The sequence below is a fragment of the Streptococcus parauberis NCFD 2020 genome (assembly GCF_000187935.1).
Taxonomy (GTDB): domain Bacteria; phylum Bacillota; class Bacilli; order Lactobacillales; family Streptococcaceae; genus Streptococcus; species Streptococcus parauberis.
Genome location: NZ_AEUT02000001.1, coordinates 1844519 through 1860806, shown reverse-complemented (window position 1 = coordinate 1860806; position 16288 = coordinate 1844519). Strand labels below are relative to the sequence as shown.

The 16288-nt window shown below is 31.5% G+C and carries 11 protein-coding genes and 1 pseudogene; 8 read left to right on the top strand and 4 right to left on the bottom strand.

Annotation, left to right across the window (positions count from 1 at the left end; all coding sequences use genetic code 11):
• Positions 1-22: 22 nt before the first annotated feature.
• The 6 genes from SPB_RS09265 (at position 23) to SPB_RS09240 (ending at position 7978) form a co-directional block, all read left to right on the top strand.
• Positions 23-523, top strand: a complete 501-nt coding sequence (locus SPB_RS09265) for an energy-coupling factor transporter transmembrane component T family protein (RefSeq protein ID WP_003102544.1) — start codon at positions 23-25, stop codon at positions 521-523.
• Between the two features lie 3 nt (positions 524-526).
• Complete coding sequence (locus tag SPB_RS09260) at positions 527-1864, top strand: glycosyltransferase family 2 protein (RefSeq protein WP_003105413.1); 1338 nt, start codon at positions 527-529, stop codon at positions 1862-1864.
• A gap of 4 nt (positions 1865-1868) precedes the next feature.
• Entirely contained in the window at positions 1869-2669 is an 801-nt protein-coding gene (locus tag SPB_RS09255) for an EAL domain-containing protein (protein WP_003105767.1), read from the top strand.
• A 216-nt stretch (positions 2670-2885) separates the two neighbouring features.
• The gene (locus tag SPB_RS09250; protein ID WP_003103720.1) at positions 2886-3965 is read left to right on the top strand and encodes a bifunctional glycosyltransferase family 2/GtrA family protein; all 1080 of its coding nucleotides are present in this window, start codon (positions 2886-2888) and stop codon (positions 3963-3965) included.
• Positions 3943-6162: a glycosyltransferase family 2 protein gene (locus tag SPB_RS09245; protein WP_003104095.1), complete on the top strand. Its 2220-nt coding sequence runs from the start codon at positions 3943-3945 to the stop codon at positions 6160-6162. Before SPB_RS09250 ends, SPB_RS09245 begins: the two co-directional genes overlap by 23 nt.
• Positions 6149-7978, top strand: coding sequence for a hypothetical protein (locus SPB_RS09240; RefSeq protein WP_003102375.1), 1830 nt, complete (start codon positions 6149-6151; stop codon positions 7976-7978). Before SPB_RS09245 ends, SPB_RS09240 begins: the two co-directional genes overlap by 14 nt.
• Before the next feature lie 197 nt (positions 7979-8175).
• Here SPB_RS09240 and SPB_RS09235 read toward each other — a convergent pair whose 3' ends face one another.
• The 3 genes from SPB_RS09235 to SPB_RS09225 all read right to left on the bottom strand — a co-directional run bounded on the left by SPB_RS09235 (position 8176) and on the right by SPB_RS09225 (position 9596).
• Entirely contained in the window at positions 8176-8541 is a 366-nt protein-coding gene (locus tag SPB_RS09235) for a hypothetical protein (RefSeq protein ID WP_080558365.1), read from the bottom strand.
• A 266-nt stretch (positions 8542-8807) separates the two neighbouring features.
• Positions 8808-8936: a hypothetical protein gene (locus SPB_RS11610; protein WP_003104483.1), complete on the bottom strand. Its 129-nt coding sequence runs from the start codon at positions 8934-8936 to the stop codon at positions 8808-8810.
• A 138-nt stretch (positions 8937-9074) separates the two neighbouring features.
• On the bottom strand, positions 9075-9596 hold the full coding sequence (locus SPB_RS09225; RefSeq protein ID WP_003105760.1) for a PepSY domain-containing protein: 522 nt from the start codon (positions 9594-9596) through the stop codon (positions 9075-9077).
• A gap of 659 nt (positions 9597-10255) precedes the next feature.
• On the opposite strand from SPB_RS09225, the gene SPB_RS09220 reads away from it, so the two are divergent.
• Positions 10256-10708, top strand: a complete 453-nt coding sequence (locus SPB_RS09220) for a pyridoxamine 5'-phosphate oxidase family protein (RefSeq protein WP_003104970.1) — start codon at positions 10256-10258, stop codon at positions 10706-10708.
• Between the two features lie 63 nt (positions 10709-10771).
• On the opposite strand, the pseudogene SPB_RS09215 reads toward SPB_RS09220, so the two are convergent.
• A pseudogene (locus tag SPB_RS09215) lies at positions 10772-11005 on the bottom strand (transposase); the annotation flags it as partial.
• A 352-nt stretch (positions 11006-11357) separates the two neighbouring features.
• Here SPB_RS09215 and SPB_RS09210 point away from each other — a divergent pair.
• Entirely contained in the window at positions 11358-16214 is a 4857-nt protein-coding gene (locus tag SPB_RS09210; RefSeq protein WP_003102839.1) for a S8 family serine peptidase, read from the top strand.
• Positions 16215-16288: the final 74 nt, after the last annotated feature.

Genomic DNA, 16288 nt, shown 5'->3' with positions numbered 1-16288 from the left:
CAATTTTAGAAAAGGAAATACGATGGAAAAAATGAAAAAAAAAGAAGTAACCTATGCTTATACAGATTCATTTTTTGAAGAGGGGCATTATCTGTTAAAGATAAAACAAACATTCTACGCCCTCTTTGGATGGTTTTTTTTTATCCTACCAACATTTATCACTGTCAGTAGTTACATATTCTTTGTGTCACAGCATCAACTTGGTTGGGGAATTTGGAGTTATCAAGAAGGGATCAAATTAGTTAGCTTTTTAATTGTTTTGTTCATTTTTGCTGCTTTTATGACAATGATCTATACTGTCACAATGACAATCGTTCAAAATAACCGTAGAGAATCTTTTGTTGAAAAATGGCCAACCTATGATTCAGTTTCAAGCATTGAAAGGCAAAAGAAAGCTTCCCAATTTATGGAAGATAGATTTGGTAAGGAAGATTATCGGATTAATGTTCGATATTATGATGTTATGCCAGAGAAAAACTTAGCGAATAATGAGTTGGCTAATGTTATCAACAATAAGGAGTAAACAATGATTAACGATACCATTTTTAATAATTTATCCTTAACCGAAAATTTTCTTTATAATATTATTTTGATTTTATTCTTAATTTTGTGTCTATATCCTGTAATTGGTGCCTTATTCTGGTTTTTTGGAGCCTTAAGCTATAAATTTCTAAAAAAAGATAAAAAAGAAAATGATTTCCAGTTCTTAAGTCCTCAAGACCAACCAATGATTACAATCATGATTCCTGCTCATAATGAAGAAGTTATGATTGAAGAGACAATCGATTATTTAGCCACGCAAATAAACTATACTAACTACGAAATATTGGTCATCAATGATGGCAGTAAAGATGCTACACTGGACATTTTAAAAAAATTACAAGAAAAATATGACAAGTTACGGGTTCTCAATATTCAAAAAAACCAGGGTAAGGCACATGGCTTTAATTTAGGTCTTTTCTTTGCAAAGGGGGAGTATATTTTGAGTAACGATGCAGATACCATTCCCGAACCGGATGCTTTAATGAAATATATGAACTATTTTATGAGTGATAAAGATGTCAATACGGCAGCTGTTACGGCCAATATGGATGTGCAAAATAGGAGTACACTTTTAGGGAAATCACAAACAGTTGAGTTTTCTAGTATTGTTGGCGTTATTAAACGTAGTCAGACGGCGGTCAATGATTCTATGTATGCTTATAGTGGCGCTAATACCATGTATAAAAAAGAATTTTTAATTAATGTTGCTGGGTTTCGTCAGGACAGAAGTACAGAAGATATTAGTATTGCTTGGGATCACTTGATGTTTGGAATTGTGCCTCGATTTGCCCCTGATATTATTTTCCATATGAATGTGCCAGAGACCTTGTCACAACTTTATAAACAGAGACAACGGTGGGCACAAGGAGGTACAGAAGTATGGCTGACCAACTTTAGTATGTTTATCAAACATCCAATCAAATACCGTTATGTTTTTTCGATGTTTGTTGATACGACATTTTCAATTATCTGGTCTTTCTTCTTTTTTATCTCTTCATTTGTTTTCATAGTAACTCTCACTTACTTTTTGGCAACTAGCAATTTTGAAAGAGTTTGGCATGCTGTAATAATGTCATTTATTTTTGTTACATTTGAATTGGTGGCAGGTTGTCTTCAATTATTAGCTGCACTTATTTTAGACAGTAAGGGTGAAAAGTTAAAGTATTTTATTTTTTCACCATTATATATGATTTTTTTCTGGATGATTAATCCTTTAACTATCGTAACAACTTTCCTACCAGCAGTAAGAGCCTTTCTAGGAAAAGAGACAGATTATGGAGCTTGGGTTAGTCCTACACGAAAAAGCTTAAAGAAGGAATAAAAAGATGCTTATTGAAATCTTGTTACTCATTGCAATTATTTTTACTATAGTTAGTATTGTTACAATTTTGATTAGTTATATTGGGGCCAAAAGACAAAATGCTATCTACCCAAAAACTATGAAAAATATCAAAAATTACTCATTTCATTTTCAGAAAATTATAGATAGAGATGGTCGGGTAAGTGGCTTTGAAGCCCTACTTAGGAAATATAATGAAGAAAATAAGAACTGGTCTTTACCAGAAGACATTGATCATTTTACACTACGTGAAGTTATCTACCTACTTCATAAAAGTCTACTAAAAAAGGAATACCCTAATGGTTTTCTAGCTATCAATATTAGCTTAAAACAACTGGTTGATCCTCGTTATGTCTACTTTATCAAATGGTTAAAAGGGGCCATTTACCCAATGAAAGTCCGTATAGAATTTCATATTGCTTCAACTCAATTTATTAGCCCTTGGACCAGCTGGCGCCTGAAAAAGAATTTAAAAGTAAGTAAAGACTTAGGCGTAGAAGTCATCTTGGAACAAATAAGTCCAGACAAAAACTATTATCAAAAGGTTAAAAAATATCTGAAACTGGTGTCTGGGCTTAAAATACCATTGTCCAAATTTCAAAAGAAAAATGATGAAGAATGGTATTTTAAGAACATAGGTGACTGGGTGAGACTAAGTCAGTTAAATCAAATAAGTATTGATTTAACTGAGATTGAGTCTACAGAAGATATGTCTTTAGCAGATCAATTAGATATGTCTAACCGCCAAGGTTATTACATTGGAAAACCACACCTCAAGGAAAACTAAATAGATATTTCAGTTATTCTTACTTAATACAAGAAAGTTTATAGTCGAAGGATATTTGAAATTAAAAAAATCTATCGATGTATATCAATAATAGACTACGAAATTTTAGCAGATAGTTTTTACATTAAATATTACAATATTTACTTGAGTTATGATTATTTCTTTTTATAAAGTATGTATGTACTCAGTTAATAAATAAACTGGAGAAGTTATTAGATGAATTTCGCTATATTAATACCAAGTTATCAACCGGATTTTAAATTAATAGAATTAATAAATACATTAATAGTGGATGATTATTTAAAAAAATGTCCAATTATTGTCATTGATGATGGAAGTGGTAGTGGTTATAAGAAAATTTTCTCAGAGATAGAGAAGAATGTACACTTTATCACATATCAAGAAAATAGAGGAAAAGGGTATGCTCTAAAGACTGGTTTTACATATATTTTGAAGAAACTAGATTTTATAGATGCAGTAGTTACAATTGATGGTGATGGTCAGCATACCATAAGAGATACAGTAAGGTGTTTGAAATCTTATGAAACAAATAATAAATTAAAACCAGTCGTATTAGGTTCCCGTAATTTTGAAGATAATGTGCCATTAAGAAGTAAGTTTGGAAATCTTATGACAAGAGATATTTTAAGTTTTTCAATGGGACTTAATATTTCAGACACTCAAACAGGCTTACGTGTTATTCCAGTGCAATACTTAAACAAATTATTGGAACTAAATGGTGAGCGTTATGAATATGAGATGCAAATGCTTTTATTTTTAAAAGAGAACAATATCAGAATTGTAGAAGTACCAATTGATACGATTTATATTGATGAAAATAACTCATCACATTTTAATCCTATTAAGGATTCACTTAAAATCTATTCAACCTTTTTAAAATTTATCATATCCTCTTCTAGTTCATTTATTGTCGATATCTCAGTTTTTGCATTTCTTATATTTCTTCTAAGAAACTTCAGCATCAATACTATATTTTTGGCTTCATTTTTATCTCGATTTATTTCTTCTCTCTTTAATTTCTTCATGAATAAAGCATTTGTATTTAAAAAAGGAGATAAAACAAGCTTAATTAAGTATTTTTTACTGGTGATAATTCAAATTACAATGTCAGCATCTTTTGTAACCATTATTAACAAGGTACTCCCTCAATTTAATTTAACACTTGTGAAAATATTGGTTGATGTATTTTTATTTATTTTCAGTTATCAAATTCAAAAAAAATATATTTTTACAAAAAAATCGGAGAATCAAATTGTTAAAAAATTCAAAAATTAATAAAATCCTATATTTTTTTGCCTTTCTTACTAGTGTTCTTTATTTATTTTGGAGATTATTTTTTACAATACCTTGGGAAGATTCACATTTTTCATATATTTCAGGTTTGATTCTATGGTTTAGTGAACTGACGTCCTTTTTTACAGCTTTTGTTTTAATTGTTAATAAAAGTAAGGAAGTTAATTTAGAAAAAGGTGTTATGACACAGGAAAACTTACCTGATATTGATGTGTTTATTGCAACTCATAACGAAGATTACGAGATTTTGTACAAAACAGTGAATGCTTGTGTAAGAATGAATTATCCTGATAAGTCTAAAGTACATATTTATATTGCAGATGATACAAATCGTCCAGAAATTAAAAAACTTGCTGAAGAGTTTTCTGTTGGTTATTTTGGATTAGAAAATAATAAGCACGCAAAATCAGGAAATCTAAATAATGCACTTAGTCTGACCAACTCACCTTATATTGCAACATTTGATGCAGATATGATTCCCTACAAAGATTTTTTATTAGAGACTGTCCCTTATTTTTTAAAAGACCGAGGAGACTCTAAGCCGATTGGATTAATTCAAACACCGCAGAGTTTTTATAATCCAGATATTTTCCAATTTCATTTTTATTCCGAGGATAAACTTCCAAATGAGCAGGACTTTTTTTCAAAAAGTGTAAATGTACTTAATAATACACGTGGAGCATCTGTTTATACTGGATCAAATACATTATTGAGAAGAAAAGCAATTGAAGATGCTGGTGGATTTCCTACTCAAACCATAACAGAAGATTTTGAACTCGGAGTAAGAATGAATATTGCTGGTTATCTCAATTATTCAACCACAAAACCTATGGCAAGCGGTTTAACACCAACAGACCTAAGAAGTGTCATTAAACAAAGGATAAGGTGGGGAAGAGGAGTTATTAAAAGTAGTTATAATGTAAATATCTTTTTTAATCCAAAGTTAACTTTGGGACAAAGAATGATCTATATAAATGGCTATTTTTATTGGAGTTCTTTTTTTAGAAGATTAGTCTATATTATTGCTCCGATACTTTACACTGTATTCCATATTAGAATTGTAAAAGCTAATGTCTGGCTACTATTAATTTTTTGGTTGCCATCCTATATTTTAACGAAGTTAGCCATGAGAGATGTGACAGATAGTTACCGTACGCAAACTTGGGGGGAAATAGTAGAAACAGTCTTTGCCCCATATCTTGTTATCCCTATTTTTTTAGAGTCAATCGGGATTAGTGAAAAAAAATTTAAAGTAACCTCTAAATCAGTAAGTAATCGTAATTTTGACTATCTTTTCGCCTTACCATATTTAATTTTATGGATTTTATCTTTATATGGATTAATTAGTTTTAATATTGGAAAATATGGATCGGAACTATTTTATGGTTCAGTGATTAGCTTTTGGTTGTTGCATCATTTAATAAATTTAACTTTTGCTCTTTTTTCGACTTTAGGAAGACCTATTTTTAGAAAAGAAGAGAGATTTTTGGTTAAAGAAAATGCAAATTTAACAGTTGGTGGACTGCAAGAAAATATTCAAATTGTGGATGTTTCTGAACATGGTTTATCGTTTGTTAGTTCAAAACCGCTTTACATAAGGGATAGTATGCAAATATCATTATATGATGGTGAATATGAATTTGATATAAAAGGTCAACTTACAAGAGTTGTGAGTAAAAAGGGAAAATGGCTATACGGAATTAAAATAGTTGATTTAGACAATAAGAATAAAAAGGCTTATTTCTACTATATCTATGACCGTTCCAATAAATATTTAACTGAGGTACGTGATAATTGGGTTACTATTTGGGATGATCTGTATAATAATTTAATTCAACGATTACATTTAATGACGAATTACAATTTAGTAAGTTCCAGAGGGAATACCATGTTTCCAGAAATTTCAACAAATTTTCCAGTATCTCTTAATAGTGAACCAATGCGAATAACTAAATTTAATGTTAGTGAAATTGAATTGAGTTATGATTCTCAGTTAACACCAAAAGATTATATTACTTTCGATAATTCAGATATCAGACTTAATCTTCAGAAAAAAATGATCAGCCCTTCTAATCAATTGGTATGTTATAATGTTGTAAGTTTTGAAGAGAAAGCAAATGGAGGAATGCAAAGATTTTATAACGAATTATATATGGGGAGTGTAAATGGAAATCATTAAGTTTATATTTTTTATAGTTTCTTTAGTTGGATATACAAGTTTCATTAGATTAATGACCAGTATTTCGAAATATCATATATATATAGTTGTCATTAGTTGTCAAGTTGTAATCCTTTATTTATCTTCATTAGTAAATTTCTTATTTCCTGCTTCTTTAATGATTTATTTTCTAGGTATTTTGTTGTTTATTTTTAGTATTGTGAAAGCAAAAGGATTAACAATTGGAAATCTTTTAAACCGTTTAAACTTTGTTACCTTTGGGATGTTGTTTTATGTTGGTGTTTATATAGCAGCATTATGGAATCAATCACTTTTGCATTATGATAATTTTACTCATTGGGCTACGATTGTAAAATTCTTGTTTCTAGAAGATAGACTACCGGCTGTTGCAGATCGTATTATATCATATAATACTTATCCAGTTGGGAGCTCATTGTATTTATATTATATAACGAAATATGTAGGCTTCAGTGAAGGAATTATGCTGGTTGGTCAGTTTTTAATAATCGCAGCCGCACAGTTCTCAATTTTTGGAGTCGTAAAAGATCATCGAAGGCTGTTACCGAATGCGATCATTTTTGCGAGTTTGGGAGTAATGACTTACTTAAACTTTTCTATTAGATTTAATAATTTATTAGTAGATTTATTAATTGCTATTTTGGCAATTTCAGCAATTTCGGTCTTATATTTGCAGAAAAATAATTTTCTGCAAATATCGTTTTTCATTTCTATTATTTTATCATTTTTAGTTCTTGTCAAAGCTAGTGCTTTATTTTTTGTAATATGTATTATTATTGCTTACCTAGGTGTTTTTATTAGAAAGAATAGACATGAAAAAAATATTAAGCTCTATTTAAGTAGCTTACTTTTACTACTGCCAATTATTTTTAATCAATTATGGTCAGTTCATGTGAAAAGTGTTTTTGCTGGTATGGCTAGCAAAAAACATGATTTTGCAGCTGGCCCAATCACAAGTGTGTTCGAGGGAAGGCTATCTATCAATCAGCAGCTTATACTAAATAATTATCTAAAAACGGTATTCTCAATTCACACACTCACATCTCTTCAAATTATCGTTATTTTTTCTTCTTTTCTATTATTTAGTCTTGTTATTGGAATAAAGTTTAAGACTTGGAAAACTAATATAATGGTTTTTTGGGCCAACGTACTAATTACATTTCTTTATTATTTTGGAAATTTAATAATGTATCTTACTGCAATGCCAGTTGAGGAAGCAAAAAGAATTGCTGGTTTTGAAAGGTATATTTTGACAATCATTGTTATTAATTTCTTTATGTTTATCATACAGGGAGTTAGACAATTAGATGACCTTTTTTATGAGAAAAATTATTCCAAAAGAGATAATAGATCATTCAAAAATTTTAAAAATAAAAATATTTACGAGAATGCGACACTTCTTGCAATCGTTGTCTTTCTAGGTTTTGTGATATCTGATACAAATGGTATAATCAAACAAAATATGCTACAGTCAAAAGATCAAATAATCCTAAAGAAACTATCCAAAGAAAAAGACTATGGGAAAGGGAAATTTTTGATAGTTTCTGATAACAAAGAATTAGTTGATAACTATTTTTTAAGTTATTATTCGAGATATCAATTGTGGAATTCCAAGGTTGATGTTAAATTTGATTTTATGACATCTGAGGAAAAGTTTGAAAAGACTATTAAGAATTATGATGGTATTTTTCTTTTAAATAATCACTATACATTTAAAGCAAATGTATATAAAATGACAAATAAAAAGATAAAACCGGGCTATTACCCTCTTAAGTGGTTTCAAGAAAAAGATGATTGACAGTTAGTTTAATCATAAAAAATAAAGTTTACCAATTTTCAAAAGTTAGACAAATAATCTAATAAATTGAGGTCGGTTTCTTATGGCGAAATATAATTTTTAGTCTCAGAAAACAGCTCCTAATTCCCTTAATTTCATATCTACTTTTTATTGACAGTTTTCGCTTAACTAAAAATATAATGTCCAACTTTTGGGGGTCAGTACATAATCTCATGATGATAAAGGTCCATGATAGATGATAAATAAAGTTTACGTCCTCCGAAATGGAGATAGGTAATATCTGTAACAAGTTTTTGAAGTGGTTTGTCGACGTTAAATTGACAGTCTAACTTATTATCAGTGACATAATAAGTTTTCCTAAATGAGGATCCTTCTTTGGTCTTGTGCGATATAACCAGCCATTTTTCTTCATAATGGCGATAGACTTTTTTAACATTCACAACAATCCCATACTCATCAATCAGTAAAATTCTGGTAGTTCTATACCCATAGATAAATTCATATTTTACAGATAAATTCTCAATTTTCTCAACGATGCTATCGTGATGAGTAGGTTGGCTCATATCAGATTTCCAACGATAGTAAGTAGATCGTGACACTTTAAAACAGTCAAGTATGAATTTTATAGGATATTGATTTTTATAATGTTCAACGAGCTTGATAAGACTTACCTTGTCGATTTTCTCATCAAGCTTCGATAGTTTTTTTAAAAACTCAAGTTGAAGCCTCAATTCTTCAACCTCGGATAACTGCTCCATACCTTTCCATAGGTATATTGTTTGCCTACTGGTTATAAGAAGCGATGAGTCTCTCCTTTTTGATAGCAGCTTCACCAAGTATAGACCTGACTTTTAATTTTTATTCCAAGTGTATCCATAATGACTTTGTCACTTTTACCTGTTTTTTTTATTTCAATACATGCTAATTTTGTTTCTAACGCACAAGCTTTTTTGAACATAAAAAAACACTCCTGATTCTATTTTACTAGAATTCATCAGGAGTGTTTTTCTTGAGTTTAACTTTTGGGGTGCAGGTCAAATTTCCTCAGAGTATTTTTAATTGCCTTATTTTTAGAGTTGTTTTTTTATAACTTATCTTAGTTTTCAGATGATTTTTCCATAATTTCACCAGATTTGGCATTTACAGTGTATTCATACTCTTTATTGTTAGCTGTAAAAGTTACTTCATAAGTGCTAGTTGTTCCATCCATATCTTTTTCAATAGACATCATAGATGTATCTTCTTCTTTAACATTAGCATCTTTTAAAACAATACTCTTAGCTTTATCTTGAGAGATAGCGTCCTTAGTTAAATCTTTAGCTCCGGATAATCCTTTGCTATCAGTCGATTTTTCTAAAATTTTACCAGTTTCAGCATTTACAGTATAATCATACTCTTTTTTGTCTGTATCAAAATCAATTTCATAAGTAGCTTTACCATCTTCTTTATCAGACTTAATTTGGAAATTAGATACTTCTTTTTTAGTTAGCTTAGCATCTTTTAAAACGATATCAGTAGCTTTATCTTCAGAAATACTTTTACCTGTATTGCTCTCAGAGCAAGCTGTTAACATTAGAGCTGATAACAATACTAGGGTAGATGTAAATGTTTTTTTCATATAATCACCTTTTCTATATTTAATTTAAATATATTATACCAAGTGACCACTTATTTGTAAAGTGATATGGTCTTTTTAAGACGGTTGATATAGCTATAAATTATGTTGAAAAATTGTAAAAACGTTCACTAAGTATTATATATAAATGTTTAATATGCTAATTTATTGTATTCCTACATTTTCCTCCAAAAATCAAGTCGTTCACTAATAATATTGCTTTGACTGATAATACAAGTAACCGTATAAGAACAAAGTAGTGCTTCGTTACCTGTTAAATTATAACTGCTTTATTTTTGTTAACATTAGTATTTAAAGAAGCCATTAAAGTTGGGATAGTTTTTCTATTATTGGTATATGTAAATAGGTAACCAAAAAGTTACTAAAATTTCAAAATCACTTGCTTTTTAAGTTGATTTCCAAAACTCAAACCTTGTTAAATCAAGGTTTGGTATCTTTAAAAAGTGCTTGGTAGCACTCAAAATCCAGTGCCTCACGGACGTGTCGGTTCGACCCCGACCGCCGGTATAATTGAAAAGACAAGGTTTCTATACTTTGTCTTTTTTGATTTTTCAAAGTTCAATATTTGATTTACCTTTATTCACAACATCTTATCCTAAAATTTGATATACTATAGTAAAAGCGGTTACAGGAGAAAAGTTATGGAAATTAAAGAAATTATGACTATCATTGAAGACATGAAAGTCGGAGTCTTTGCTACAGTTGATAAAGATGGAAAACCACATGCACGGCATGCACACATTGTTGCTGCAAATGAAGAAGGTGTTTTCTTTATGACCAGTCCTAAAACGCATTTTTACCAACAGCTTATGGGTGATGAACGCATTGCTTTGACAGCCATGGTCGAAGATGGTTATCTGACACAGGTTATTCGAATTGAAGGAATGGCTCGCCCTATTAATAATGAAGAATTGCGAACCATTTTTGCCAATAATCCCTACTATAACTTTATCTATACTGACGAAGAAAGTAATACTATGCAAGCATTCCAAATCTATGACGGTGAAGGTTTCTATCACAGTATGACGCAAGGTCATAAGTATGTTTACTCAATTGGCACTACCAAAGAACCATACATTAAATCAATAACATAAGGCATACAAAACATTATAGGCTGGACAAGAACTGAAGTGACCCCCAAAAGTTAGACTAAATATTTAAACTAAGGATTGAGTTCTGTATTGCACAGGACTCAGTCCTTTTAATGTTAGTTTGATTCGTTTAGTATTGTAGTAGTTGATATATACTGAAATAGCTTTTTTCAGTGCTTCAAGGGAAGTAAATTCTTTCTCAAACCCATAAAACATTTCTGTTTTCAGTGTTCCAAAGAAAGATTCCATCATGCCATTGTCTAAGCTATTGCCTTTACGAGACATTGAGGGTTTCATCCCATGGATTAAGAACATTTGACTGAGGATGTGGATTTGGAATTGGTAAAGAGATTAATAAACCGATAAAATAATATTAATTTAAAGAAACAGTAGAGGCTGTTTCTTTTTTCATGATTAACATCTCAGAAGACTTCTATTGTATTTTTGTTTTACAAGTATGTGCTTCTAGGCTTGAACCCCTCCCTTCATTGAGTGACGTTTATTTTAATATTAAAAAATATTAAGTCTTTTATAATTTTATGAAATAAGCATTGCAGAAATCGATTTCGATAGTGTATAATGTAATAAATTAAGTAAGCTTAATAAATAAAATAAACGGCGTTAAAAACATTTGCCGATTAGAAGGATAAATATGAAAGAGAAAAAAATCTGTAAAATTGCTATTTTAAGTTTAGTTTGTCCGCTAACCTTACTTTTAACTAGTCAGGCAGCAGCAGCTGAATCACAAAATGAAAACACAAGTAATTATCTCTCCAAGGTAAAAGCTGATGAGTCTCGTTCTCTAGAGGTGGAAAATGCTAGTAATTCCTCGAGTCCTATGTCAATTTATGAAGAGAAAGCAACAAATCAGTCTTCTGCTTTTGTTGAGCAAACTAATTCAGAAAATGAAAGCACTAATAAGAGTGAGCCTCTACCTACAAATCATGTTAATTTAGAACAGCCAATAAGGTCAGAAAATGCTGATGAGGCTTCTAGTCATGGAATAAAAGAATATGAAATAGAATTTGATCAGAAAACCAAGTATGTTAATGACGAGCTAATTGCAATGTTAGCAAAAAAAGAGGAAAAAGGGAAACAGAGCCTCAATGATTCCAAGGTTAATATTCAAGTCCCAGAACAATTTTCTTATTATTTAAATAAACTGGTTGGTGTCAAGAATATCAAGGAAATTGCTAATACAAATTTAGAAAAGTCAGAAAAAGAAGCTCTCACTAAATTAATTGATTCCTATATTAAATCGACAAATGATCGAAAGTTTGATGGACGGGGAATTGTCATTGCTTCTGTCGACTCTGGTGCAGACGTTAATAGTCAGGATATGACAATTGATCAAGATCCAAATGTTAAAAAGCATTTAAAATTAGCAGCTAATAAGGACTTGGGTTTTACAGAAAAAATCCCTTTTGGTTTTAATTATTTGACTGGAACATACGATATAAAAGACCGAAGTAATCGTCCGCACGGGATGCATATTGCTGGTATTTTGGCTGGGAACTCAAAAATCCCTGGAGGCTTTAAAGGTATTGCACCAAATGCACAAATTTTATCCTATCGTGTTTTTTCAACGGAACCTAAAGATGAAGATAATCCATCTTATGTCGGTCCAGATTCAAAATTCCATGCTATTGATGACGCTATTAGACGAAAAGCTGACATCATTAGCTTGAGTATCGGTGAACGAGCAAGTGGTTTATCTGATGATGACTTTTACGCCGCAGTTAAGAAAGCTACGGATGAAGGTATAATTGTAGTTGCGGCTATGGGGAATTACGCAGGTTCAGCTTCCACCAATTCTTACGATACTTATGTTGATAATGAATATAGATTAAAAGACACCTCGACAGCGGTAGGAGTTGCGGCAACAGAATCAGCAATCGGAGTTGGGTCGATCAACAATATGGTTGTTCCACTACCAAGAGTTTTGATTGATGGGAAAGAGTACCCATTCACAGAAGTTGGTGCACATTCTATTAAGCGCTTACCAAAAAACAAAGAAGACTTCGGCATTATCTATTTAGGAAAAGGGACACCGGAGGATATTGCCAAGTATAATCCAAATAATGACAGTTATAAGGATAAAGTCGTTCTTATTCAACGTGGAGATGAATCTTTAAAAACAAAAGTTGAGCGATTTTTGAAAAACTCAAAAGGTGTTATTTTAGTGAATGAGATTGTTTCTTCTACACGTGGAAATTATCATAGGGCACCTGTTATGGGATATGATGACTTGGATTTAAAACAAAATTGGGTTATTTCATTATCACATGATGACGGTAAAGAGTTAATTGACAAGGTCCAAAAGCTTGGAAACAAAAAAGTAAATCTCCAATTTAAAACGGAGCTTAAGCCATATATTATTGCTGATCAAAACGGTGTTTCTGGCTTTAGTAGTTGGGGGCCAAATTTTGGTTTAGAAATGAAACCTGATCTTCTTGGACAAGGAGAATATATTTATTCTACTAGGAATGATGATGACTATTTCATTAGTTCCGGGACATCAATGGCATCGCCACACGTTGCCGCTTCAGCAGCTTTGCTATTGCCTAAAGTTAAAGAATGGATTAATCAGAACCCAGAATTAAAAAGCCGCTTTCAATTAACTAACAGTGACATCATGAAAATTTTATTGATGAACACGGCAACTCCATTAATTAATCATCAAGCTTCTGATCTAGGAAAAGAGATTGAGCATTCTCCTCGACAACAAGGGGCTGGTTTTATCAATGTGAATAAAGCTTTTAACTCTGAGGTATTAATTAGAAGTAAGCGAAGTGGTGGAGCATCATTAGGTGAGATAGGTAAGGACCACTCCTTTACTTTGACTTTACATAATATGAGTAACCAAAGCCAAACTTTTGACATTGAAATGGGAGATATTTTTACAACAAGTGTTAAAGAAGTCACTCGAGATGATGAGTATGGTCCAGTTAAAATAAAAGCTGTCATTCCGAATATCCTAAGTGATGTCAAGTTGTCTGGTCCAAAACAGCTTACTTTAGCAGCCAAGGGTAGTATGGAAATCACCTTTAATTTGCAAAGTTCGGAATTAATTAATGATTTCATTGAAGGCTATCTTTACTTCAAGTCACATGATGGAAAACATCCACATTTAAGTGTTCCATTTATGGGATTTATGGGGGATTGGAATAGTGAGGCAGTTTTAGACAAGCCGGCGTGGGATAAAGACGCTAACACACATCTTGTTGAACTTGTTAAGGAAAAATATCTGGAACATGATAAAAATGATTATGAACCTCTAATTAAACATGAGTCTGACGAAGCAGTAAATCCGAAAGATTATGCAATGACAACGAATCTAAATCGTAAAGTTGGACCGCGACTTATCTTTTTAAGAGATGCTAGTGACTACGATGTAGCCATTGTTAAAGGAGAACAGAAAGATCAGCTTGTCCGTGTTTTAAAAGTTGGACATTACCCGTTCAAGTATATGGAAAGTTCTTACCGTGAGAGTGCAGACCTTAAAGCTAAGTTAGAAAATATTGACAGCGATATCTTATGGGATGGTAAAATCCATGATGAAAATAGCTTTGGAGAATTGAAGAAAGCTGATCCGGGCCAATATTATTTTAGAATTCGTGCTAAAGCTGGGAAATCGGATGAATTCGAAACTATTTATTTACCAATTTTAATTGATAATGAAAAACCAGACTTTGACTTGAAGTATAAAAAGCAAACACTTCAAATTAGTGCGACAGATAACCATAAAGTTGAATCCGTTAAGGTATCATTAGAAAAAGGCTATAGATATGAAGCTTTAAATGTAAGCAAAGACCAAAACGACTCATATGTTGTCGAAATTCCGAAAAAAGAAGGAGGACAAGTCACTTTAAGGATTGTAGCGACTGATATTGCAGGGAACGCCTGTGAAAAAACAGTAGTCCTTGACCAAAATGGGAAACTGACGGTTAAAGAAGAGACGCTTTCAAACTATAACTATCAGCCTAAAAAATCAGATGATAATTATGATGAGGCTGAAAATGACCTCCATAGTCTAGCTAGACACGAACTAGAAGATAGAGCAGACTCAGATGATGATGACGATGACTGGAGCGATGACGAAGAGGATGATGAAGACTCGGATATAGATGCTCATAATATAGTATTGACGCATGGAAAAGAAATTACTTTGCATACACTAGCTAGTCTTCAAGAAAATCATATTACTTATGATGATAACTCAAAAATAGCAACTTTAGACTATGCTATTTATCTTAAGAAAGGCTATCAAGCTCGTGTTAGAAATATCAATACTCAATACAACAGCCTTCAAAACAATCTTTCGGATCCATACAAAGCTATGTATGATACAACACTCAAATATGAAAACGACTCTTATAATAAGGAAAGTCAGGAGTATAATACTAAAAAAGTTCCGGATAAGCTCAAATTGGCAAATGGGAATAATCTCGTTTATGTTGATATTCTTGATGAGAAAGGTTCCACAGTCTTTCACAAAAATTATTTCATTTTTGTAGACTTAGAAACTCCGACTTTAGAGTTACTCAACAAAGAGGTCTTTAAAGACGATGAAGATTTAACTCCTGTATTAGATACTTCTAACGATTCTGACGATTTGGATGATTTTGAAGATGCCAACGAAAGTGATACCTCACAACTAGGATATTATAAAGGTATTATCAAAACAAATACCAACCAACTTACTATGAAATTTAGTGTAAAAGACAATCTTGATTTTTGGAAACTATACGTCAATAATGATATGATTGATTCCTTTAGTTTAGATGGCTATTATCAAAAAAATCAAAAATTTGTGTCCTATACAATGCCAGTTAAAGATAAGCAAAAAATCTGTGTCAGATTAGAAGATAGGTATGGAAATAGCGTTGAAGACCATTATGTAGTTGTTATTGATCCGACTTACCAAGATAAAAAGGATGTGATTCAAGCAAGTACACTTGTAACGGCAAAAAGTTATTGGAATCAAACAAGTACTCTGCCTGTTAAAGTTAAACAAGGTATTCTTGAAAGAGGAAAAGAGTACTCAATCAATGACTTAATAGAAGTTGGAGAAGGCACTTCTTATAGTATTAAAGAACCATTATCAACACAGCAAGAAGGGATTAAAAAACTGAGTATTGAATTATTTAAAGGCAATACACGACAATTCCAAATCCTTACATTCACTATTACAGATCCACAATCTGATAATATTCAAAAGAAGGAAATTAAAGATTTGCCACTAACTGAAGATGAGAGCCAAAAACAGGTAGATGACTTAAATAGTCAGGAAGTAATACAGGTGCAAGACGGTTTAAATATTATTAATCCTATACCACTTAAAATAAAGGAAACTCAAAAACATCAACAAAAAGTGCAGGGTAACAGAGGACATACCTTACCAGAAACTGGAAGCCGAGATGATTGTTCTAAGCTTGGTGCACTGTTTAGTGTAGTTATGTCTCTGGCAATATTCCTAAAAAATCCAATTAAAGGTAAAAAATTTTAGTGGAACATCTCAAAACCTATGGCTGTATTAAGGTCATAGGTTTTTTAGCTAGTTAATTTTTGGTGCTAGAACTT

Coding starts and splice junctions, on each gene's coding strand:
- SPB_RS09265 (WP_003102544.1), top strand. CDS start 23: ATGGAAAAAATGAAAAAAAAAGAAGTAACCTATGCTTATACAGATTCA.
- SPB_RS09260 (WP_003105413.1), top strand. CDS start 527: ATGATTAACGATACCATTTTTAATAATTTATCCTTAACCGAAAATTTT.
- SPB_RS09255 (WP_003105767.1), top strand. CDS start 1,869: ATGCTTATTGAAATCTTGTTACTCATTGCAATTATTTTTACTATAGTT.
- SPB_RS09250 (WP_003103720.1), top strand. CDS start 2,886: ATGAATTTCGCTATATTAATACCAAGTTATCAACCGGATTTTAAATTA.
- SPB_RS09240 (WP_003102375.1), top strand. CDS start 6,149: ATGGAAATCATTAAGTTTATATTTTTTATAGTTTCTTTAGTTGGATAT.
- SPB_RS09235 (WP_080558365.1), bottom strand. CDS start 8,541: ATGAGCCAACCTACTCATCACGATAGCATCGTTGAGAAAATTGAGAAT.
- SPB_RS11610 (WP_003104483.1), bottom strand. CDS start 8,936: ATGTTCAAAAAAGCTTGTGCGTTAGAAACAAAATTAGCATGTATTGAA.
- SPB_RS09225 (WP_003105760.1), bottom strand. CDS start 9,596: ATGAAAAAAACATTTACATCTACCCTAGTATTGTTATCAGCTCTAATG.
- SPB_RS09220 (WP_003104970.1), top strand. CDS start 10,256: ATGGAAATTAAAGAAATTATGACTATCATTGAAGACATGAAAGTCGGA.
- SPB_RS09210 (WP_003102839.1), top strand. CDS start 11,358: ATGAAAGAGAAAAAAATCTGTAAAATTGCTATTTTAAGTTTAGTTTGT.